Genomic DNA, 21,168 nt, shown 5'->3' on the forward strand with positions numbered 1-21,168 from the left:
CGATGGACCGCAGCATCCGCCTCCGCATCACCGACTGGCTCCGCCGCATCCCGCTGCGCCGCCGCCTGGCGGTGCTCACGGCGGTGGCGGTGGCAGTGGCGGTGGCGGTCTCGGCGTTCTCCTGCTGGCTGCTGGTCCGCGACCAGCTCTCCCGCCAGCGCGATGAGCGGCTCAGGGCGTACATCACCGTCCCGCGCGCCCGTCCGATGGACCCGATCGCCGTGGTCCAGCAGTTCTGCGGCAACCATGGGCCACCGCCGGGCCTGCGGCAGTCCGACACGGTCGCCAGCGTGATCGGCCCCGACGGTCTGATCTGCACCACCAACGGCAGCGACACCGGCACCGCGCTCAATGTGACGGCGGCGGACGAGGCGGTCGCCATGGAGCCGGGCAGCGACAACTGGCGCGACGGCACCCTCGCCAAGGGCACCGAGGTCCGCGTCTACACCCGCAACCTGGGCATGGGCGTCGCCCTGGCCGTGGCCACCGACCGGATCGACGGACAGCTCGACCTGCTCGCCCTGCGCCTCGCCATCGTCGCCGCCTGCGGCGTGATCATGGCGTCCAGCGCCGGCCTGCTGGTCGCCCGCGCCTCCCTCAAGCCGGTGGACCGGCTCACCGATGTGGTGGAGCACATCGCCCGTACCGAGGAGGTCGGCGCCACCATCCCGGTCGCGGGCACCGACGAGATCGCCCGGCTCAGCGAGTCCTTCAACTCCATGAGCACCGCCCTCGCCCACTCCCGCGACCGGCAGACCCGCCTGATCGCCGACGCCGGCCATGAGCTGCGCACCCCGCTCACCTCGCTCCGTACCAATGTGGACCTGCTGGTCCGCAGCGACTCCACCGGCCGGGCGCTGCCCCCGGAGACCCGCACCCGGCTGCTGGGCAATATGCAGGCGCAGATGGGCGAGCTCTCCACACTCATCGGCGACCTGCTGGAGCTGTCCCGCCCCACCAACGGCCGCTCCGGCCAGGAGATCAGCGCGGTGGCGCTGCATGAGATCGCCGCCCGGGCGGTGGACCGGGGCCGGCTGCGCGGGCCGGGGCTCCGCTTCGAGGTGCGCCTCCAGCCCTGGTATGTGCGCGGCAGCGCCCACTCGCTGGAGCGGGCCGTGATCAACCTGCTGGACAACGCCGTCAAGTACAGCCCGCCCGGCGGCACCGTCGATGTCTCCCTCTCCGGCGGGCGGCTGACCGTACGCGACCGGGGGCCGGGCATCGCCCCCGATGAGCTGCCCTATGTCTTCGACCGGTTCTGGCGCTCGCCGTCCTCCCGGCAACTGCCCGGCTCCGGGCTGGGGCTCTCCATCGTCGCCCAGACGGTGCGGGACAGCGGTGGCGAGGTCACCCTGGGTCCGGCCGACGACGGCGGCCCCGGCACCCTCGCCTCGGTCCTGCTCCCGGGCTCCCCGAGCGCTGCGATCTCTCCGGCCGCTCCGATCCCTCCGGCCGCTCCAGCCGGAGAGCACGACGGCGGGCGGACCGCCTGAGCAGCCCGCCCGCCGATGCAGTGCCGACCGTGCGTCAGTTCAGGTCGCTGCCCGGGCCGACCACGGTGATCCGGTCCTGGGCCGGCGGGGCCAGCGGAGCCGCCGCGGAGGAGTGGGCGGTCAGATAGTCGGTGAAGACATCCAGGTCGGAGGCGCCGACCAGCTTGTTGGTGCCCCCGGCGAAGGCCGCGAAGCCGTCGCCGCCTCCCGCGAGGAACTCGTTCATCGCGACGCGGTAGGTCTTGGCCGGGTCGATCGGCTCACCGTTGAGCCTGACCGAGGAGACGACCACCCGGTCGGCGCCGGACTTGGTCAGGTCCAGGGTGTAGGTGAAGCCCCGGGAGACCTGGAGGATCTTCGGCGCGGCCTCGTTGGAGCCGCTGACCTGCTGCTGGAGGCCCGCGATGAGCTGAGCGCCGGTCAGGTCGATCACGTTCATCATGTTGGTGAACGGCTGTACGGCGAATGCCTCGGCGTAGGTCACCACGCCGTCGCCCTCACTGCCGGACGCCTGCTGCACCAGGTCCGCCCGGATGCCACCGGGGTTCATCAGGGCGAGCTGGGCGCCGCCCTTGTCGGCCGGGGCCAGACCGGTGAGCTGGGCGTCGGCGATGACATCGCCGAGCGGCTTCTCATAGGCGCTGCTGCCCCGGCCGTTGATGTCGGCGGAGATATAGCCGACGGTGCGGTTGGCGATCGGCTCGGCGATCTTCTGGTAGTAGGAGATCAGGTCGGTCAGGTCGGCGGCCTTGGGGACCGTCCGGCGGACCACATGGTTGGCGGCCGTCACCGAGCTGCGGATCACATCGCCGGTGGCGCGGTTGATCGGCAGGTAGATCTCGGTGTAGAGGCGGCCGAAGGAGGCGGCGCTGGTCACCCGGCGGGGCTTGCCGGCCGGGTCCGGGATGGTGCAGTTGTACGCGTTGTGGGTGTGGCCGGTGACGATCGCGTCGACCTCGGGGTCGATCTTCTTGGCGATGTCCACGATCGGGCCGGAGATGCCGGCGCCGGCACCCGGCGAGTCGCAGTCCGCGTCATAGGTGTTGCCGGCCGGGTAGCCGCCCTCGTGGATCAGCGCCACGATCGTCTTGACGCCCTGCTTCTTCAGCTGGGCGGTGTATTTGTTGACCGTCTCGACCTCGCCGCCGAACTTCAGGCCCTTGACGCCCGCCGCGGTGACGATGTCCGGGGTGCCCTTGAGGGTGACCCCGATGAAGCCGACCTTGATGCCGTTCACCTTCTTGACCCAGTACGGGGCCAGGATCGGCTTGCCGGTCTTCTCATTGGTGACATTGGCCGCCAGGTACTCGAAGTCGGCGCCCTTGAACTTGCGGCCCTTGGCGTAGCAGCCGTCGGTGGGGTGGCAGCCGCCGTTCTGGAGGCGCAGCAGCTCGGCCGAGCCCTCGTCGAACTCGTGGTTGCCCACGCTGGTGACATCGAGGCCGAGCTTGTTCATCGCCTCGATGGTCGGCTCGTCGTGGAAGAGACCGGAGAGCAGCGGGCTGGCGCCCACCACATCGCCGGCCGCCACGGTGAGCGAACTCCGGTGGCCCTTGCGGGCCTTGCGCAGCTCGGTGGCGAGGTACTCCACGCCGCCGGCCGGGGTGGAGACGACCGCGCCGGTGGCGTCCTTCTCCTGGATGGTGCCGGACGAGCCCGCCGGCGGCTCCAGGTTGCCGTGGAAGTCGTTGATGGCGAGCAGCTGGAGGTTCTCGACGTGCACCTTGGGAGGCTGGTGCTTCGGAGCCGGGTGGTGCACCGGGACGTGATGGTGCTTCGGGGCCGGGTGGTGCGCCGGGACGGAGGCGGCGGCGGCCGGTATCGCCAGGGCGACCAGGCCCACCGAGGCGGCCCCGGCGGTCAGCAGGCGGCGCCGGCGGGCGCGGGTGCGGGTGGACTCGGACAAAGGGTTCCCCTTCACCGTACGGAATGTGGCATGTGCGTGGCAGGGGAAGCCTAGAGTCAACGCGCGTAGCTGTCAGGGGCGCGCAGGTAACGGAGTGGTTTCCGCTCGCTGTACGTCCGGTGCCCGAGCAGCGCGAAGCCGGGCCGGTCGAGGGACCGGCCCGGCGTCGGCAGGGTGTGCGGGATCAGCAGCGGCGACCGCTGTTGATGCAGCTCACGACCTGGTTCATCAGGTTGGACGGCATGACGTTGACGAAGTCCCCGTGGTCGGTGACGGGCTTGTGCAACTCCTCCGGGAAGCTGTCGAGGGCGAACTTGCTGCCCGCCGGGACGCGGTAGCTGATCGTCATCCGCAGCTGCGGGATGGCCTTGAAGCCGTTCTGGCAGGAGCCGTCGGCGGCCGGGAAGACCACATGGGTGCGGTGGTTGGCGCTGTCCGTGTTCTGGCCGTCCCAGCAGCTGGGGAAGTCCAGGATGCGCACGGTCTGGCTGTTGCCGCAGAGCGGGTACTTGTCGGTCAGCCTGCGGTTGAGGGCATTGCTGCACGACCACTGGGCCTTGGCGTTGGCCGGGCCGTTGGTGACCGCCGCCTTGGCGTCGCCGGTGATGATCCGCAGGAACTGCGGCATCGCGGCGACCTTCGAGCGGGCGTTGCCCCGGAACTCCAGCCGGACGCTGCTGGCCCTGAGCTTGGTGCCGATGTTCTTGTCGCCCGCGCCGCCGAGCTCATTGGCGTCGCCCTGGTCGCCGGCCTGGGTGACGCGCAGCACCGGCCAGTAGTAGGCGGACTTGTCGTTCTTGGCGCAGCTGGTGCCGGCGGCGACCAGGCTGTCGTTGGTGGAGAAGCCGTCGCTGGTCTTGTTGCCCACGTAGTCGTGGACGTGGTGGGCGCCGTTCTCGACACCGGGGGCGACGATGAAGTTGGCGGGGTTGTTGTGGTCGCTCACCCCGCAGCGGGAGGTGAAGGTGCCACGGGAGGGGCTGCGGCGGAGGTTGGGGTCCTTGGCATTGGGGCGGACCGACTTGATGGAGACGAAGTCGGCGGCTGACAGGCCGTTGGCGAAGCCCTCGGGGCTGATCCCGGCGCTGCCGCTCTGGGTGTCGCCGCTGTTGTTCTGCTGGCCCTGATCCTGATCCTGATCCTGGCCCTGGCCCTGGCCTTGGTCCTGACCCTGGTCCTGGTCCTGACCCTGGCCCTGGCCTTGATCCTGGCTCTGGTCCTGGTTGCCGCCGTTGCCGTTGTCCTGGCTCTGGCCCGGGTCGCTGCTGCCGCTGCCGCCGCCGTTCTTCAGGGAGCAGGCCGCAAGGTCGTTCAGCCCCTGCGGACGCTGCCCGCCGGTCCGCTCCATGATGGTCCCGATCCGGTCGAACATGGCAACCCGCTGCTCACGCAGCGGCCCGAGGATCGCGTTCTGCACAAAGTTCGGGCCGCCCTGCCCATGGGACGCCGTCAGCCGCGCATTGGCGTCGCTGGTCAGGGCGTCCACCTGGACCAGATCACGGTCCACCTCGGCCTTGGCCTGGTCGGGCACACTGCCGAGCAGTTCGTTCACACGTGGACATTCGATGCTCGCCGCCGTCACATTGTCGTCCGCGTTGGCGCTGGCTGTGAAGGCGGCATAGCCTCCGCCACCGAGCGCCAGAGCGGCGGCCACGCCGATGGCCACCGTACGGCCCCGGCGCTGTGCGCGCTGGTGTTGGCTCATGGTGCTGTGCCCTCCGTCGGGGGTGTATGGGCAATGGCCCGCCGCGGTCAGCTGGTCCGCCGGGCGCTGCCGTCCTCTACGCACACAGGAGGGGGCCGGTTCAACAGCCCGACTCCGGGACAGCCGTATGGTCATGACCATGGACGCTGCTGCTGCGGGGACGAGCCCCGCCGAGGACCGCATCGAGACCGTCGCCGTGCCCGTTCCGGAGGACGCCCGGCTGATCGGCGCGCTGCTGGAGGCCGCCGCCCGCGAGGACGGCAGGGAGGCCGTCTCCGAGCAGGGCCGCCTGCATCTGCGGGCCGAGCGGGCAGGCGTACGGCATCTGCTCCAGCACGACGGCTACGGCACCCTGATCGGCTACGCCCAGCTGGACGGCTCGGCAGCCGGTGAGGCGCCCACCGCCGAGCTGGTGGTGGATCCGGCGCACCGGGGCCGGGGCCACGGCCGGCTGCTGGCCGAGGCGGTGCTGAAGGAGTCCGGCGGCGCCGTACGGGCGTGGGCGCACGGCGGTCACCCGGCCGCCCGCCACCTGGCCGACGTACTCGACCTGGAGCTCTTCCGCGAGCTGCGGCAGCTGCGGCGGCCGCTGCCCGACACCGCCGAGGAACTGGAGGCCGAGCTGCCGCAGCCGGCGCTGCCGGACGGGGTGGCGGTGCGGACGTTCCGGCCGGGCGCGGACGATCAGGCGTGGCTGCGCCTCAACGCCGCCGCCTTCGCCCACCACCCCGAGCAGGGCGCCTGGACGGAGCGCGATCTGGCCGAGCGGATCGCCGAGCCGTGGTTCGACCCGGCCGGGTTCTTCCTGGCCGTCCGCTCCACGGCCGGCGGCGAGGCGCTGGTGGGCTTCCACTGGACCAAGGTGCACCCGCGCACCCCCGGTCAGGAGCAGGTCGGCGAGGTGTATGTGCTGGGCGTCGACCCGGCCGAGCAGGGCAGCGGCCTCGGCCGGGCGCTGACCGCCGTCGGGCTGCGCCACCTGGCCGCCGACCGGGGGCTGCGGGCCGCGATCCTCTATGTCGACGCCGACAACCCGGCGGCGCTGCGGGTCTACGAGCGGATGGGGTTCTCCGTGCACGAGGTGGACCTGATGTACCGAACCAGGAGCGTGTGACCGGACGCTCACCGGCGGTGGCGGGCGACGACGGCACGACCGACTCAGCTTCCCTGCCCGCCACACGCTGTTTACCGTGGATTCAACCGCTGTTGCGAAGGTCGCGGAATGAAGTCAGCAGCGCCGCCCCCGCGCCTCGGTCGGCGCCCCCGGAGGGGCACGGCAGGAAGGGAGCCGGTACCGCCGGACGTCACCGTGCAGTCGGACGTCACCGTGCAGGAGGAGCTGAAGACCATGAGCAGCACCCCTCGATCCCCCCACGCCACCGAGCAGCCGCCGATCGGCGGTATGACCGCGACGCTGGGCCTTCCACTCCCGTCCGGTACGGCCCTGGTCGACGGTGCCGCGCCCGAGGAGGTCTTCCCGGAGTTCGAGGAGGAGCTGCCGGAGGGCCGCTTCCTGGACCGGGAGCGCAGTTGGCTGGCGTTCAACGAGCGGGTGCTGGAGCTCGCCGAGGACCCGGAGACCCCGCTGCTGGAGCGCGCCAAGTTCCTGGCGATCTTCGCGAGCAACATGGACGAGTTCTTCATGGTGCGGGTGGCCGGTCTCAAGCGCCGCATCGCCACCGGGGTCGCCCAGCGCTCCGCCTCCGGCCTCCAGCCGCGCGAGGTGCTGGACCTGATCTGGACCCGCTCCCGGGAGCTGATGGCCAGGCAGGCGGCGGCCTTCCATCAGGACCTGCTGCCGGAGCTGGCCGCCGAGGGCATCGAGCTGGTGCGCTGGTCCGACCTCACGGACAAGGAGCAGGCCCGGCTGCACACCCTCTTCCGGCAGCACATCTTCCCGGTGCTCACCCCGCTGGCGGTGGACCCGGCGCACCCCTTCCCGTACATATCGGGCCTCTCCCTCAACCTCGCGGTCGTGGTCCGCAACCCGCTCTCCGGCCACAAGCACTTCGCCCGGGTCAAGGTGCCGCAGTCGCTGAACCGCTTCCTGGAGGCGTCCCCGCAGCGGTATGTGCCGCTGGAGGACGTCATGGGGGCGCATCTGGAGGAGCTCTTCCCGGGTATGGAGGTGCTGGCCCACCACGCCTTCCGGGTCACCCGCAACGAGGACCTGGAGGTCGAGGAGGACGACGCCGAGAACATCCTCAAGGCGCTGGAGAAGGAGCTGATGCGGCGGCGCTTCGGCCCGCCGGTGCGCCTGGAGGTCGAGGAGTCGATCGACCCGTATGTGCTGGACCTACTGGTCCGCGAGCTGAACATCAGCGAGGCGGAGGTCTACCCGCTGCCCGGTCCGCTGGACCTGACCGGCCTCTTCGGGCTGGCCGACCAGGACCGGCCGGAGCTGCGGTACCCCAAGTTCGTGGCGGGCACCGCGCGCGGCCTCACCGACGTGGAGTCGGCGTCCGCGCCGGACATCTTCGCGGCGGTACGGGAGCGGGATGTGCTGCTGCACCACCCGTACGACTCCTTCTCCACCTCGGTACAGGCGTTCCTGGAGCAGGCCGCCGGCGACCCCCATGTGCTGGCCATCAAGCAGACCCTCTACCGGACCAGCGGCGACTCCCCGATCGTGGACGCCCTGATCGACGCCGCCGAGTCCGGCAAGCAGGTGCTGGTGCTGGTGGAGATCAAGGCCCGGTTCGACGAGCAGGCCAACATCAAGTGGGCCCGCAAGCTGGAGGAGGCCGGCTGCCATGTCGTCTACGGCCTGGTCGGGCTGAAGACCCACTGCAAGCTCTCCCTGGTGGTGCGGCAGGAGGGCGAGACGCTGCGCCGCTATGCGCATGTCGGCACCGGCAACTACCACCCCAAGACCGCCCGGCTCTATGAGGACCTGGGCCTGCTCACCTCCGACCCGCAGGTGGGCGCCGACCTCTCCGACCTCTTCAACCGGCTCTCCGGCTACTCCCGGCGGGAGTCCTACCGGCGGCTGCTGGTGGCGCCGCGCGGGCTGCGTACCGGCCTGGTGTCGCGCATCCACGACGAGATCGCGCACCACCGGGCGGGCCGCCCGGCCCGGGTCCAGATCAAGGTGAACTCGATCGTGGACGAGACGCTGGTGGACGCCCTCTACCGGGCGTCGCAGGCCGGGGTGCCGGTGGATGTGTGGGTGCGCGGCATCTGCGCGGTGCGGCCCGGAGTGCCGGGGCTGTCGGAGAACATCCGGGTGCGCAGCGTGCTGGGGCGCTTCCTGGAGCACTCGCGGGTCTTCGTCTTCGCCAACGGCGGCGATCCGGAGGTGTGGATCGGCAGCGCCGACATGATGCACCGCAATCTGGACCGCCGTATCGAGGCCCTGGTGCGGGTCACCGACCCGGCGCTGCGGGCCGAGCTCTCGGCGCTGATCGAGCTGGGCACCTCGGACGAGACGGCCTCCTGGCACCTGGGGCCGGACGGCACCTGGTACCGCCACTGGCATGACGCGGACGGGCACCGGCTGCGGCACGTCCAGGAACTCCTCATCGAGTCACGCAGGCGCCGACCCGGATCGGCCACCCGCTAGTGCCGCGCCCGCCGCACTAGCCCGCACACCTCCGCTCACCGCTCACCGCTCCCGGGGGACGGGGACCTCTTCAGATGACCGACGCGCTCTCGCCAGCCCCGCAGCCCGGGGCGCTCCCGACTGCGGTGGCCGTGACCACCGCCGTGACCCCGGCCGCGACGTCCACCGCGACCACCGTCGCGACCACCGCCGGTGAGGTGCTCACCGCGTACCTCACCGCGCAGGCGGCCACCTTTCTGCGCGCCCTGCCCGTGGTGCGGGGAGCGCCCGGCGGCAGCCCCGGAGCGGCCGGCGGGCAGGCCGCCGGGCAGACCGACGAGCTGCTGCGGACCGTACGGCGGGTCGGCGGGGCGCTGCACACCTTCGCGGCCATGGTCGAGCCCGGCTGGGCGCGGCAGCTCCGCGACGAGCTGCGCTGGCTGCGGGACCTGCTGACGCAGGAGCCCTCCTGCAACCGGCGGCTGGCCCGGCTGCTGGCCTCGCTGGACTCGCTCACCGGCACGGCGGCGGCCGACCGGCAGCCGCCGCGGCCCGGCGGGCCGCAGCCGGGGGCCACCGGGATGCTGGCCGGCCACCCGGGCGCCGCCAAGGCGCGGGCGCTGCTGGAGCGGCAGCTGACGGTGGCCCGCGCCCGCGTCCACACGGCGGCCCTCCAGGAGCTGCGATCCGCCCGGCTGCACGCACTGGCCGACCGGATGGCCCTGCTGACCGGCGAGGTGCCGCTGACGGCGGTCGCCGGGGGCCCGGCGGACGAGGTGCTGCCGCCGCAGGCGGCGACGGCGCTGCGGTCGCTGGTGGACGCGGTGGAGTCGCTGCCGCTGGTACGTGCCGGGGCGGCCTACAACGGGGACGCGCTGCACCGGCTGCGCGCGGCGGAGCGGGCCCTTCCGGACGCCGGCACCGCCGCCGATGCCGACGCCGACACCGCCCTGGGCTCGGACGACGCGCCCTGGCTGCTGGTGCGGACGCTGGCCGAGCGGGCTCGCTGCGCGCTGGAGGTGTGCGAACCGCTGCTGGGCGGGCAGGCGCCGGACACGGTGGTCCGGCTGGCGGCGCTGGGCCGCGTACTGGAGCGCCACCAGGATGCCTGCGACGCGGCCGCCACCGCCGCGACGGCCGCCCGCACCCCGCGGATCACCCCGGCCACGGCCTATGTGCTGGGGGTGGTCCACGCCGACCAGCGGCTGGAGGTGGAGGCGGCCCGCTACGCCTTCGGCCGCGCCTGGCCGGACGCTGCCGGGTCGGCGTGGACGCCGTGGCCAAAGGCGTAGCGGGCCGCCGCCGCGACCGCGGGCCGGGGAGCGGGCGGCCTGCGGGCGGGAAGGAGGGCCCGATGGAGACCGTACGGGCGGCCGGCGCCGTGCTGTGGCTGCCGGCGGTGTCGGGCGATGCCGCGCGGGAGGCGGCCGAGCCACGGTTCTGCTGGTTCGAGCCGCTGGTGGCGCTGGTCCACCGGCCCAAGTACGACGACTGGTCGCTGCCCAAGGGCAAGCTGGCGCCGGGCGAGGAGGCGAGGGCCGCCGCACTGCGCGAGGTACGCGAGGAGACCGGGCTGAGCTGTGTGCTGGGCGCCCCGCTGCCGACCCGGCGCTATCCGGTGCAGGGGCGGGTCAAGGAGGTCCGCTACTGGGCCGGGGTGCCGGTGGGAGGCTCCTTCGCCGCCAACCGGGAGGTCGACCGGCTGGAGTGGCTGCCCGCGTCGGTGGCCCGAGCCCGGCTGACCCACGACCATGACCGGGTGCTGGTCGACGCGCTGCTGGACGCGGTCTCCCACGACCAGGCGTGACATGGTACCGACATTCCCTTGACCGGGCCGTGTCCGCCCCGTGAGGAAACCGTTACTACCGACCGTGGTCCCCTGGTGTCCCTCCGAGGTTCACCACCCGTTCATGTGTGCCCGCCTGACGCTTCACCTGCCCGGCCTAACGTCAGGGTCACCGACGCCCGGCACGGTCGTCGCAACACCGTGAAGCCCCAGGTCAGGACAGTCGGGGCTGCCAGAAAGGGACACACAGTGAAGCTCCAGCGGAACGGCCGTTCCAAGGCCCTCGCAATCGGCGCCCTGGCGGTCGTCAGCTCGCTGTCGCTCGCAGCGTGCGGCTCTGACGACAACACCAAGGACGCGGGCGCGAACGCCTCCTCCTCCGCCTCCTCCCCCGCAGACCCCGCCACCGGCTCCACCACCGACGCCGCCGGCGGCACGACCGACTGCGGCAAGGGCGGCCAGCTGCTCGGTGCCGGCTCCACCGCTCAGGCCAACGCCATCGAGGTGTGGAAGGCCGCCTTCCAGGCCAAGTGCTCCGGCACCGTGATCAACTACAACGGCAACGGTTCCGGCGCGGGCATCGCCAACTTCAACCAGGGCAAGGTGGCCTTCGCCGGCTCCGACGCCGCCCTCAAGCCCGAAGAGGTCGACGCCTCCAAGAAGGTCTGCGTCGGCGGCCAGGGCATCGACCTGCCGATGGTCGGCGGCGCGGTGGCCATCGCGTACAACGTCGACGGTGTCGACAACCTGGTGCTGGACGCCCCCACCCTGGCCAAGATCTTCGACTCGAAGATCACCAAGTGGAACGACCCGGCGATTGCCAAGCTCAACCCGGGTGCCAAGCTGCCGAGCGCCAACATCCAGGCGTTCCACCGCTCCGACGACTCCGGCACCACCAAGAACGTCACCGCCTACTTCGCGGCCGCCGCCGGCAAGACCGCCTGGCCCTACGAGCCCGACAAGAAGTGGGCCGGCCAGGGCGGCCAGGCCGCCACCGGCAGCGCCGGCCTCGCGGGCCAGGTCAAGCAGCAGAAGAACTCGATCACCTATGTCGAGCTCTCCTACGCGCAGAACAACAGCCTGAAGACCGCCAAGATCGCCACCGGCGCTGCCGAGCCGGTCGAGGCCACCGCAGCCGCCGCCGCCAAGACCATCGGCCTCGCCACGGTCAAGGGCACCGGCAGCGACCTGGCCCTGGGCCTCGACTACGCCACCAAGGCCGACGGCGCCTACCCGCTGGTCCTGGTGACCTACGAGATCGTCTGCGACAAGGGCAACAAGGCGGAGACCCTGCCCGGCGTCAAGGCCTTCCTCGACTACACCATCAGCGACGAGGCGCAGCAGGCCATCGCCGACAAGGGCTATGTGCCGCTGCCCGCCGAGGTCGCCGCCAAGGTGAAGGCCGTCATCCCGACCCTCGCCTGACGGGCCGAGTCCGACCCTGGCACGTGCGGTCGGCCCCGAAGGGGGGCGGGGCCGGCCGCACGCCGTCCCGCCCCCCTCCCGCCGCCGCAACCGACAGTCCGGTGCACCGCCGCAAGGCGTGGATCCCCGCGCGGGTCCGCGCCCACAGACCGGAGACGACCATGGACACACCCTCGCCGACCGTCCCACAGGACCGGGACGACCCCGACGGCACCGCCCCCGACCCCCTCCCCGCCGCGTCGCCCGCCCCGTCCCGGGGCCAGAACCGGCTCCGAGCCCGAGCCCGGGCCCGCATCGGCGACACGCTCTTCCTCGCCGCCTCCCGAGGCTCCGGCATCCTGCTGCTGGTGATCATGGCCGCCATCGCGGTCTTCCTCGGCTGGCAGGCCGCCAAGGCGCTCGGCGCCAACCAGGGCAACTTCTTCACCACCTTCGAGTGGAACCCCGACGGCACCCCGCCGGTCTTCGGCATCGCCGTGCTGCTCTTCGGCACCGTCGTCAGCTCGGTCATCGCGATGGCCATCGCCGTACCGGTCGCCATCGGCATCGCGCTCTTCATCTCGCACTACGCGCCGCGCCGGCTGGCCCAGCCGATCGCCTACCTGGTCGACCTGCTCGCCGCCGTGCCCAGCATCGTCTACGGCCTCTGGGGCGCCCTCTTCCTGGTGCCGCACCTGGACGGCCTCACCGCCTGGATGAACGACTACCTCGGCTGGACGCACCTCCTCGGGCAGAGCGACGGCGTGGCCGGCAGCGCCCCGCGCAACCTCTTCACCGTCGGCGTCCTGCTGGCCATCATGATCCTGCCGATCATCACCGCGGTCAGCCGCGAGGTCTTCAAGCAGGCCCCCCGGATGCACGAGGAGGCCGCGCTGGCCCTCGGCGCCACCCGCTGGGAGATGATCCGCACCGCCGTCCTGCCGTTCGGCCGCCCCGGTGTGATCAGCGCCTCCATGCTGGGCCTGGGCCGCGCGCTCGGCGAGACCATGGCGGTCGCCACCGTGCTCTCCCCCTCGGAGAAGCTCGACCTGCACATCCTGGACCCCGGCGGCGGCACCTTCGCCCAGAACATCGCCGCCAAGTTCGGCGAGGCATTCGACAACGGCCGCAGCGCCCTGATCGCCTCCGGCCTGATGCTGTTTGTGATCACCCTGCTGGTCAACGCCGCCGCTCGCATGATCATCGCGCGGCGCAAGGAGTTCTCGGGGGCCAACGCATGAGCACCGACGCCACCCGCCCCGCCACCACCCCGCTGACCAGCCAGAGCCTCACCGGCGGCCGACTGCCCGGCTGGGCCCCCGCCGCCACCGCCGTCACCGCGGTCGCCCTCGGCTGCGCCATCGGCGCCGGCGCCGGGCTCTCCAGCCGCATCCAGTGGGGCCTGATCGCCGCCCTGCTCTTCGTGGCCGGCTCCTACGCCCTGGCCGCCAAGGTCGAGGGCACCCGCCAGGCCAAGGACCGGCTGGCCACCAGCCTGGTCTGGGTCTGCTTCGTGCTCGCCGTGATCCCGCTGGTCTCGCTGACCGCGTACACGATCCGGAAGGGCGCCGGGGTGGTCGATGCGACCTTCCTCACCCACTCCATGAACGGCGTGATCAGCTCCGAGCCCGGCGGCGGCATCTACCACGCCATCCTGGGCACCCTGGAGCAGGTCGGGCTGGCCACCCTGATCGCCGCCCCGATCGGCCTGCTCACCGCCGTCTACCTGGTGGAGTACGGCCGCGGCCGGCTCGCCAAGGCCGTCACCTTCTTCGTGGACGTGATGACCGGCGTGCCCTCGATCGTGGCCGGCCTCTTTGTCCTCTCCTTCTGGATCATCATCCTGGGCTTCAGCTTCTCCGGCTTCGCCGGCAGCATGGCGCTCTCGATCCTGATGATGCCGGTGGTCGTCCGCTCCACCGAGGAGATGCTCAAGCTCGTCCCCGGCGAGCTGCGCGAAGCCTCCTATGCACTGGGCGTCCCCAAGTGGAAGACCATCGTGCGGATCGTCATCCCCACCGCGATCGGCGGCATCACCACCGGCATCATGCTGGCCGTCGCCCGGATCACCGGCGAGACCGCCCCCGTCCTGCTGCTCTGCTTCACCACGGACGTGATCAACACCAATCCGTTCCAGGACGCGCAGGAGTCGCTGCCGCTCTACATCTGGCACCAGTACTCGCTGGGCAACGACCAGACCTACGCCCGCGCCTGGGGCGCCGCGCTGGTCCTGATCGCCATCGTGATGGGCCTGAACCTGATCGCGCGGGGCATCGCGCGGTGGCGTTCGCCCTCCCAGCGGGCGCACTGAGACCCCTGACGACGAGGAACGAGGAAGAACCACCATGGCCAAGCGCATCGACGTCAGCGGACTGTCCGCCTACTACGGATCCTTCAAGGGCATCGAGGACATCTCGATGACCATCGAGCCCCGCTCGGTGACGGCCTTCATCGGCCCCTCCGGCTGCGGCAAGTCCACCTTCCTGCGCACCCTCAACCGGATGCACGAGGTGACCCCCGGCGCCCGTGTCGAGGGCAAGGTGCTGCTGGACGACGAGAACCTCTACGACCCCGGGGTAGACCCGGTCGCCGTACGCCGCACCGTCGGCATGGTCTTCCAGCGGCCCAACCCGTTCCCCACCATGTCCATCTACGACAATGTGGTGGCCGGCCTCCGGCTCGCCGGGGTGCGCCGCAAGTCGCTGCTGGACGAGGTGGTGGAGAGGTCCCTCAAGGGCGCCAACCTCTGGAACGAGGTCAAGGACCGGCTGAACCGGCCCGGCGCCGGCCTCTCCGGCGGCCAGCAGCAGCGGCTCTGCATCGCCCGCGCCATCGCGGTCGAGCCGCAGGTGCTGCTGATGGACGAGCCCTGCTCCGCCCTGGACCCGATCTCCACCCTTGCCGTCGAGGACCTGATCGGCGAGCTGAAGTCGCAGTTCACCATCGTGATCGTGACCCACAATATGCAGCAGGCGGCCCGGGTCAGCGACCGCACCGCCTTCTTCAACCTGGCCGGCGTCGGCCGGCCCGGCCGACTGGTCGAGATCGACGACACCCAGCGGATCTTCTCCAACCCGTCGGTCCAGGCCACCGAGGACTACATCTCCGGCCGCTTCGGCTGACGCCCGGTCCCTCGGCGACCCGCAAGCTGTCCTGCGGTGCTGCATGGCGGTGCCACCGCAGGACATGGAAAAGGGCCCGCTCCCTCTGGGGGGCGGGCCCTCTCCGCTTCTCCGACTCTCCGCTTCTCCGACTCTCCGGCTCGCCGTACTGCGGCGAGCGGCCTGCGACGGTCAGTGGACCGCCAGCACGATGGCATGGGTGATCCAAAAGACCACCGCCGCGACAAGCGCCGCGGCGGGCATGGTGATGAACCAGCCCATCACGATGTTCTTCGCCACCCCCCAGCGCACCGCCCGCACCCGCTTGGTGGCCCCCACACCCATGATCGCCGAGGTGATCACATGGGTGGTCGAGACCGGCGCGCTGAAGACATAGGACGTGGTGTAGAGGATGCCGGCCGCAGTGGTCTCGGCGGCGAAGCCCTGCGGCGGATCCAGCTCGATGATCTTGCGGCCGAGGGTCCGCATGATGCGCCAGCCGCCCGCGTACGTCCCCAGCGAGAGCATCAGCGCACAGGAGATCTTCACCCAGACCGGGATGCCGTTGCCGTCCTGCGTCCCGGAGATGGTCAGCGCCAGCACCACCACACCCATGGTCTTCTGCGCGTCCTGGAGTCCATGGCCCAGCGCCATGGCCGCCGCAGAACCGGTCTGCGCGATCCGGAAGCCGCGCTTGGCCTTGTGCGGGTTGACCCGCCGGAAGAGCCAGAGGATCAGCAGCATCATCAGATAGCCGCAGACCAGGCCGACCACCGGGGAGAGGAACATCGGGATGATGATCTTCTCGACCACCCCGCTCCAGATCACATCGGTCCCCCCGGCCAGCGCAGCCCCCACCATGCCGCCGAAGAGGGCATGCGAGGAGGAGGACGGCAGACCGAAGTACCAGGTGGCCAGGTTCCAGGCGATGGCGCCCACCAGGGAGGCGAAGAGGATGGTCATGCCCTGGCTGCCGTGCGGCGTCTCGATGATCCCCTTGCTCACCGTCTCGGCCACCCCCTGGCCGAGGAAGGCACCCGCCAGGTTCATCACGGCGGCCATGGCCAGCGCGGCCCGGGGGGTGAGCGCCCGGGTGGAGACCGAGGTGGCGATGGCATTGGCGGAGTCGTGGAACCCGTTGGTGTACGTGAAGAAGAACGCGACGCCGACAACGACGACGAGTGCGGCGGTGTCCACCGTGTTCAGGACTCCTTGACGGCGATGGTCTCGACCGTGTTCGCCACATGTTCGAAAGCGTCGGCCGCCTCTTCCAGGACATCCACGATCTGCTTCAGCTTCAGCACCTCTATGGCCTCGTACTGTCCACTGAAGAGGTGGGCGAGCAGCTTGCGGTGGATCTGGTCCGCCTGGTTCTCCAGCCGGTTGATCTCGATCCAGTACTCGGTGAGATTGGCCATGGTCCGCAGGTTGGGCATCGCCTCGGCGGTGAGCTCGGCGGCCCGGGCCAGCACCTCGATCTGCTGCTCGATGCCCTGCGGAAGCTGCTGGATGTCATAGAGGACGACCAGGTCGACGGCCTCCTCCATGAAGTCCATGATGTCGTCCAGCGAGGACGCGAGGGAGTAGATGTCCTCGCGGTCGAAGGGCGTGATGAACGACGAGTTCAGCTGGTGGAAGATCGCGTGGGTGCTGTCGTCACCCGCGTGCTCGGCGGCGCGCATGCGCTCGGCGATCTCCGAGCGGGCTGCGACGTCGGAGCCGAGCAGTTCGAGCAGGAGCTTGGAGCCGGTCACGAGGTTCTCCGCGGCGGCGGCGAACATATCGTAGAAGCTCGTCTCCCGTGGGGTCAGACGAAAGCGCACAGAAATCTCCGGTGTGCAGGGTGCGGACTTGTCGATGCTAGGCGCTGGGGGCGCGGGACGCGCAAACCGGGGTGGCCGCACCCCTCCGGTGCACCCGATTGTGTTCCCGGTGCGCGACGGGGGACACGCGCCCCTCAGTGTGCCGGACGGCCCACCGGAATGCGCCCCTCATGCAGGGGTGGATACCGTCGCGTGACCTGCTGTCCCGTACCGCGCCTCTACCCTGGGAAGACCGAGAGGAGGGCGGCCGCATGACCGCTGTGGAGGAACTTCCGGAGTCGGCCGGGCACGGAGTGCACGGCTACAGCAAACGGAAGGACGAGCACCTGAAGAGGCTGCGCCGGATCGAGGGCCAGGTCCGCGGCCTCCAGAGGATGGTCGAGCAGGACGTCTACTGCATCGACATCCTCACCCAGGTCTCGGCGGGCACCAAGGCCCTCCAGGCTTTCGCACTGAGCCTGCTGGAGGAGCATCTGAAGCACTGCGTGGCCGCCGCCGTGGAGCAGGGCGGCCCGGAGGCGGACGCCAAGGTCGCGGAGGCCACCGCCGCCATCGCACGGCTGCTGCGCACCTGACCGCCGCCTCGGCCGCCCGCGCCCGCTCCGGGCCCTACCGGTTGCGCGGCATGGGCACCCGGGGCGCGTCGTCCTCACCCGGGCGGTCCACCTTGAGCACCTCGTCGATCAGGGCCGGTGCCAGCCGGTCCTCCCCGCTGGACGAGGCCGCGATCATCAGGTCGCCGCACATCTCGATCTCGTCGAGGGCCACGTGGTCATGGACACCCGCACCGCGCGGAGACGCCACGCACACCACCTCCTCGTCGTCGAGCCCTCATGCCGTTGCCACTGCCGGTACCGGTGGTGCGAAGGACCGCCGCGCGCCGCACGGCAGGCGCGGCCCGCCCCTACCAGAGTAGGGAGCGCACGCCCGCTCCACATGGCACGGACGGGCCATTTGCACCCCACCCGAAGGGCCCTCCCTCCATGGACCCTGCCCCGCAGAGAGCCCCGGACGGACGACCCTGGACGGACGACCCTGGACGGACCGAGCCCCGGCCCGCCGTCCGGACCGGGGCTCGGCAGACGACCCGTACAGATCACCGACCGCCGTTGCCGGCCTTCAACCGCACCACGTCGGACGCGGGAGGCTCGGCCGCCTCCACCGGGCTGCCGAAGTCCGACAGCGAGGTGGTGGAGACCACCACCACCTGGTCCTTCTTGTCGGTCGACCCCGGCACCGAGGCAAAGGTGAAGACCTCCACCACCTTGTGCAGCCGCCCCTGCTCGTCCAGCCACACGTCGTACGGGACCTGCTTGACCGTGAACGTCCCGGCCGCCATCCGCAGCCCGTCGGCCCCCGGGCCACCGGTGGCGTCGGCGGCCTTCGCCAGGTCCAGGGTGCCCCGGTAGTGCTTGAGGGCAGCACCGTCGACCGTCTCGGTACCGACCAGCTTCGCGGCCTGGGCGCCGCGCAGCGCACCGGCCGCAGTGGCCGGGTCGGTGGTGCCGCTGCTCACCAGGTTGCCGTCGGGGAGCTGCTTGACCTCCAGCTTGACCCACTTGCCGGCGGGCACCTTGGCTCCGCTGTTCTGGAGGTAGACGATGCCGGGCAGCACCACCTCGGTCATCCTGCCCTTGGTCGCCGCACCCGGCGGCAGCAGCACGGAGACGGTGCCGATGCGCTTGGCGTAGTCATAGACGCCGGTGCCGTGGAACTCCGCCTTCTTCCCCGGCGACGAGGTCACCACCTGGGTGACGGTGCGGGCGGATCCGGTGCGGCCGGTGATGTCGGCGGCGCTGCGGACGGCCGTGAGCGGGTCGTCGGCCAGCCGGTCCGCGGAGACCGGCGTCGACTGCCGTGCGTCCCCGCCGTCACCGCTGCCGACGCCGGTGCAGCCGGCCGTGGCAGCCAGCGCGGCGAGCAGGGCGGCGGTCGCCCCTGCGGAACCGATCGTGCGGCGCACCCGGATGGTGGTGCCGCGTACCCGACGCTTCATCAGCTCTGAGCCCCCTAAGGTCCTGGTGTCCGGTCGACCGCGAGGGCGTACGCCTGCGGCCGTCTCCGGTACGGCTGCCGTTCCCCGTGGCGAGGCCCGCCCGTGTGTACGGGGAGTCCCCTCCCGCATAACGAGACGGCCGGGCCCCGGTTACGACCCGATGGCCGTGCGCCGTCCGTCCGGCGTTAACGTGAGGCGCGTGTCCAGCGAGAAGCACCCCCGGCCGAACGCCGGACCGGCTGCCACCGGCTGCCCCGACCTCCCCCCTACCGCCCGGAGGACCACCCTGCCCCCGGAGCCCCCGGAGCCCCCGGAGCCTTCAGCGCCCCCAGCGCCCCCGTCGGGCGGCGACCGCCCCGTACCCGGACCGCTGCACCAGGTGGAGGTCAGCGAGAACGGCTCCTTCTGCACCGCCCGCTGCACCTGCGGCTGGTTCGCCCCCGCCCGCCGGTCCCGCGACCGGGCCCGGCGGGACGCGACCGAGCACACGGCGGCCTGACCCCGCCCTTCCGTCCCTCCGACAACCGTTCGGGCCCGGACGGCGTCCTCCACTCCGCAGAGGGTGCGCCGCGTGCACCGCCCGACCGGGGCGGACCGCCCACCAGGCGGGCCGCGCGTCGGCGCACAGCACAAAGAGGTGACCGGAGATGGCCGAGCCGCAGACCCCCGCAACCCCGCCCACCGAACCCACCCCGCCCGGGCGGCCCCCCGGGACCGGCCGCCGCAGCCTGCTGCTGGCCGGGACCGGCGCCGCCGCCACCGCCTGGCTGACCGCCTGCGGTACGGCCTCCGGCCACCGGGCCGTGGCGACCGGCACCGGCCCCGGCACCCTCACGCCGCACACCCCCACGCCGAACTCCGCGGCACCCAGCGCCCCGGCTCGTACCACCCCGGCCGCGCCCGCCACCGCCCGCCCCGGCGACTGGGCGGCCCTCGCCCGCGACCTGGACGGCACCCTGATCCGCCCCGGGGACAGCCGCTACGCCGTGGCCCGGCAGAGCTTCCAGCCCCGCTTCGACACCAGCCACCCGTCCGGCGTCGCCTATGTGGCGGGCCCGCAGGACATCGCCACCTGCCTGGCCTTCGCCCGCCGCCACCAGGTGCCGGTCGCGGTCCGCAGCGGCGGCCACTCCTACGCCGGCTGGTCCACCACCAGCGGCCTGCTGATCGACGTGGGCCGGCTCTCCACCGTCACCCCGTCCCAGGGCGCCGCCGCCGTCGGCTCCGGCGCCCGCCTGGTGGACGTCTACGCGGGCCTGGCCTCGCGCGGCGCCACCGTCCCCGCCGGCTCCTGCCCCAGCGTCGGGGTCGCCGGACTGACCCTGGGCGGCGGCGTCGGGGTCACCGGCCGCGCCTACGGGCTGACCTCCGACAACCTCACCGCCGCCCAGATCGTCACCGCCGACGGCCGGATACGCACCGTCGACGCCACGCACGACCCCGACCTCTTCTGGGCGCTGCGCGGCGGAGGCGGCGGCAACTTCGGGGTGGTCACCCGCTTCGACTTCCGCACCCACCCGGCACCGGCCTGCTCCTACGCCTTTCTGTCCTGGCCGTGGCGGCAGGCGGCCGCCGTACTCCGGGCCTGGCAGTCCTGGGCCCCGGCGGCGCCCGACCCGTACTGGTCGAGCCTGCACCTCACGGCCGACTACCGAGGACCGCAGCAGGTCGAAGTGACCGTCGTCAACCTGGGACCGGCCTCCTCTCTCCAGAACCAGATCGACCGGCTCGCGGCCTCGGCCGGCGCCTCGCCCTCCTCCGCCGTGGTGCGCAGCCGCAGCTATCCGGACACCATGCTGGCGATGGCGGGCAGCCTGGGCTGGACCGTCGCGCAGTGCCACCTGCCCGGCGACCTGCCCGGCCGGCGGCCCGCCGGCCGGGTCGTCCGCGCGTCCTACGGGGCGCGCTCCGACTTCTACACCCGCCGGCTGCCGGACGCCGGCATCGGCACCCTGCTGGCCGCCGTGGAGCGCTACGCCCGTACGGTCCCGGCCGGGGGCAGCGCGGCGGTGGCGCTGGACGCGCTGGGCGGGGCGGTCAACCGGGTCCGGCCGCAGGACACCGCCTTTGTGCACCGCGACGGGCTCTTCCTGGCCCAGTACATCGCCAACTGGCCGGCGGACGCCTCGGTGCCCCGGCACCAGGCATGGCTGGACGGCCTCTGGCAGTCCCTGCGCCCATATGCGAGCGGCCAGGCGTACCAGAACTACCCCGACCCGCAGCTGTCCGGCTGGCAGCAGTCCTACTACGGGGCCAACCTGCCCCGGCTGCGACGGGTCAAGGCGGCCTATGACCCGGAGCGGCTCTTCACCTTCCCGCAGGCGATCCCGAACTGAGGCGGCACTCCCCCGGGGCCGGGCATGCGCGACGGGCGCCCGCCGTCGGCGGGCGCCCGTCGCTTGCTCGGTCTGCG

The 21,168-nt window shown here is 71.9% G+C and carries 18 protein-coding genes; 12 read left to right on the plus strand and 6 right to left on the minus strand.

The window, feature by feature from the left end; translation table 11 throughout:
• Window positions 1–2: 2 nt before the first annotated feature.
• Window positions 3–1,493: a HAMP domain-containing sensor histidine kinase gene (locus tag C7M71_RS13510; RefSeq protein WP_111489256.1), complete on the plus strand. Its 1,491-nt coding sequence runs from the start codon at window positions 3–5 to the stop codon at window positions 1,491–1,493.
• Window positions 1,494–1,527: 34 nt separating this feature from the next.
• Here C7M71_RS13510 and C7M71_RS13515 read toward each other — a convergent pair whose 3' ends face one another.
• Window positions 1,528–3,399, minus strand: coding sequence for a bifunctional metallophosphatase/5'-nucleotidase (locus C7M71_RS13515; protein WP_111489257.1), 1,872 nt, complete (start codon window positions 3,397–3,399; stop codon window positions 1,528–1,530).
• Between the two features lie 184 nt (window positions 3,400–3,583).
• Window positions 3,584–5,104, minus strand: a complete 1,521-nt coding sequence (locus C7M71_RS13520) for a DUF1996 domain-containing protein (protein ID WP_111489258.1) — start codon at window positions 5,102–5,104, stop codon at window positions 3,584–3,586.
• 139 nt (window positions 5,105–5,243) lie between these two features.
• Between C7M71_RS13520 and mshD the strand changes: the two genes are divergently transcribed.
• From mshD to pstB, 8 genes are all read left to right on the plus strand, one after another.
• A complete protein-coding gene (gene mshD / locus C7M71_RS13525; RefSeq protein WP_229758704.1) occupies window positions 5,244–6,218 on the plus strand; it encodes a mycothiol synthase in 975 nt (324 codons plus the stop codon).
• 234 nt (window positions 6,219–6,452) lie between these two features.
• Window positions 6,453–8,666 (plus strand): RNA degradosome polyphosphate kinase, encoded by a 2,214-nt coding sequence (locus C7M71_RS13530; RefSeq protein ID WP_111489269.1) that lies wholly within the window; start codon window positions 6,453–6,455, stop codon window positions 8,664–8,666.
• Between the two features lie 74 nt (window positions 8,667–8,740).
• A complete protein-coding gene (locus tag C7M71_RS13535; RefSeq protein WP_114914357.1) occupies window positions 8,741–9,937 on the plus strand; it encodes a CHAD domain-containing protein in 1,197 nt (398 codons plus the stop codon).
• A gap of 62 nt (window positions 9,938–9,999) precedes the next feature.
• Window positions 10,000–10,452, plus strand: a complete 453-nt coding sequence (locus C7M71_RS13540; protein ID WP_111491259.1) for an NUDIX hydrolase — start codon at window positions 10,000–10,002, stop codon at window positions 10,450–10,452.
• Window positions 10,453–10,680: 228 nt separating this feature from the next.
• Complete coding sequence (gene pstS, locus C7M71_RS13545) at window positions 10,681–11,856, plus strand: phosphate ABC transporter substrate-binding protein PstS (protein ID WP_111491258.1); 1,176 nt, start codon at window positions 10,681–10,683, stop codon at window positions 11,854–11,856.
• A 161-nt stretch (window positions 11,857–12,017) separates the two neighbouring features.
• The gene (gene pstC / locus C7M71_RS13550) at window positions 12,018–13,076 is read left to right on the plus strand and encodes a phosphate ABC transporter permease subunit PstC (protein ID WP_111491257.1); all 1,059 of its coding nucleotides are present in this window, start codon (window positions 12,018–12,020) and stop codon (window positions 13,074–13,076) included.
• Window positions 13,073–14,146: a phosphate ABC transporter permease PstA gene (gene pstA, locus C7M71_RS13555; RefSeq protein ID WP_111491256.1), complete on the plus strand. Its 1,074-nt coding sequence runs from the start codon at window positions 13,073–13,075 to the stop codon at window positions 14,144–14,146. Before pstC ends, pstA begins: the two co-directional genes overlap by 4 nt.
• A gap of 34 nt (window positions 14,147–14,180) precedes the next feature.
• Window positions 14,181–14,957 (plus strand): phosphate ABC transporter ATP-binding protein PstB, encoded by a 777-nt coding sequence (pstB, locus tag C7M71_RS13560; protein ID WP_111491255.1) that lies wholly within the window; start codon window positions 14,181–14,183, stop codon window positions 14,955–14,957.
• Between the two features lie 171 nt (window positions 14,958–15,128).
• On the opposite strand, the gene C7M71_RS13565 is transcribed toward pstB, so the two are convergent.
• Entirely contained in the window at window positions 15,129–16,133 is a 1,005-nt protein-coding gene (locus tag C7M71_RS13565) for an inorganic phosphate transporter (RefSeq protein WP_111491254.1), read from the minus strand.
• Window positions 16,134–16,138: 5 nt separating this feature from the next.
• Window positions 16,139–16,759 carry a DUF47 domain-containing protein gene (locus C7M71_RS13570; RefSeq protein ID WP_111491253.1) on the minus strand — a complete coding sequence of 207 codons (621 nt, stop codon included), beginning with the start codon at window positions 16,757–16,759 and terminating at the stop codon, window positions 16,139–16,141.
• A 251-nt stretch (window positions 16,760–17,010) separates the two neighbouring features.
• Between C7M71_RS13570 and C7M71_RS13575 the strand changes: the two genes are divergently transcribed.
• Window positions 17,011–17,334 carry a metal-sensitive transcriptional regulator gene (locus C7M71_RS13575; protein ID WP_111491252.1) on the plus strand — a complete coding sequence of 108 codons (324 nt, stop codon included), beginning with the start codon at window positions 17,011–17,013 and terminating at the stop codon, window positions 17,332–17,334.
• A gap of 34 nt (window positions 17,335–17,368) precedes the next feature.
• Here C7M71_RS13575 and C7M71_RS13580 read toward each other — a convergent pair whose 3' ends face one another.
• Together C7M71_RS13580 and C7M71_RS13585 are read right to left on the minus strand one after the other, a co-directional pair.
• A complete protein-coding gene (locus tag C7M71_RS13580) occupies window positions 17,369–17,563 on the minus strand; it encodes a hypothetical protein (protein ID WP_111491251.1) in 195 nt (64 codons plus the stop codon).
• Between the two features lie 292 nt (window positions 17,564–17,855).
• On the minus strand, window positions 17,856–18,755 hold the full coding sequence (locus C7M71_RS13585) for a LolA-like protein (protein ID WP_111491250.1): 900 nt from the start codon (window positions 18,753–18,755) through the stop codon (window positions 17,856–17,858).
• Between the two features lie 199 nt (window positions 18,756–18,954).
• On the opposite strand from C7M71_RS13585, the gene C7M71_RS13590 reads away from it, so the two are divergent.
• Together C7M71_RS13590 and C7M71_RS13595 are read left to right on the plus strand one after the other, a co-directional pair.
• Window positions 18,955–19,254 carry a hypothetical protein gene (locus tag C7M71_RS13590; RefSeq protein WP_111491249.1) on the plus strand — a complete coding sequence of 100 codons (300 nt, stop codon included), beginning with the start codon at window positions 18,955–18,957 and terminating at the stop codon, window positions 19,252–19,254.
• A 148-nt stretch (window positions 19,255–19,402) separates the two neighbouring features.
• Complete coding sequence (locus C7M71_RS13595) at window positions 19,403–21,091, plus strand: FAD-binding oxidoreductase (RefSeq protein ID WP_111491248.1); 1,689 nt, start codon at window positions 19,403–19,405, stop codon at window positions 21,089–21,091.
• The last annotated feature ends 77 nt before the right edge of the window (window positions 21,092–21,168 follow it).

It is taken from the genome of Peterkaempfera bronchialis (assembly GCF_003258605.2).
GTDB classification, from domain to species: Bacteria; Actinomycetota; Actinomycetes; order Streptomycetales; family Streptomycetaceae; genus Peterkaempfera; species Peterkaempfera bronchialis.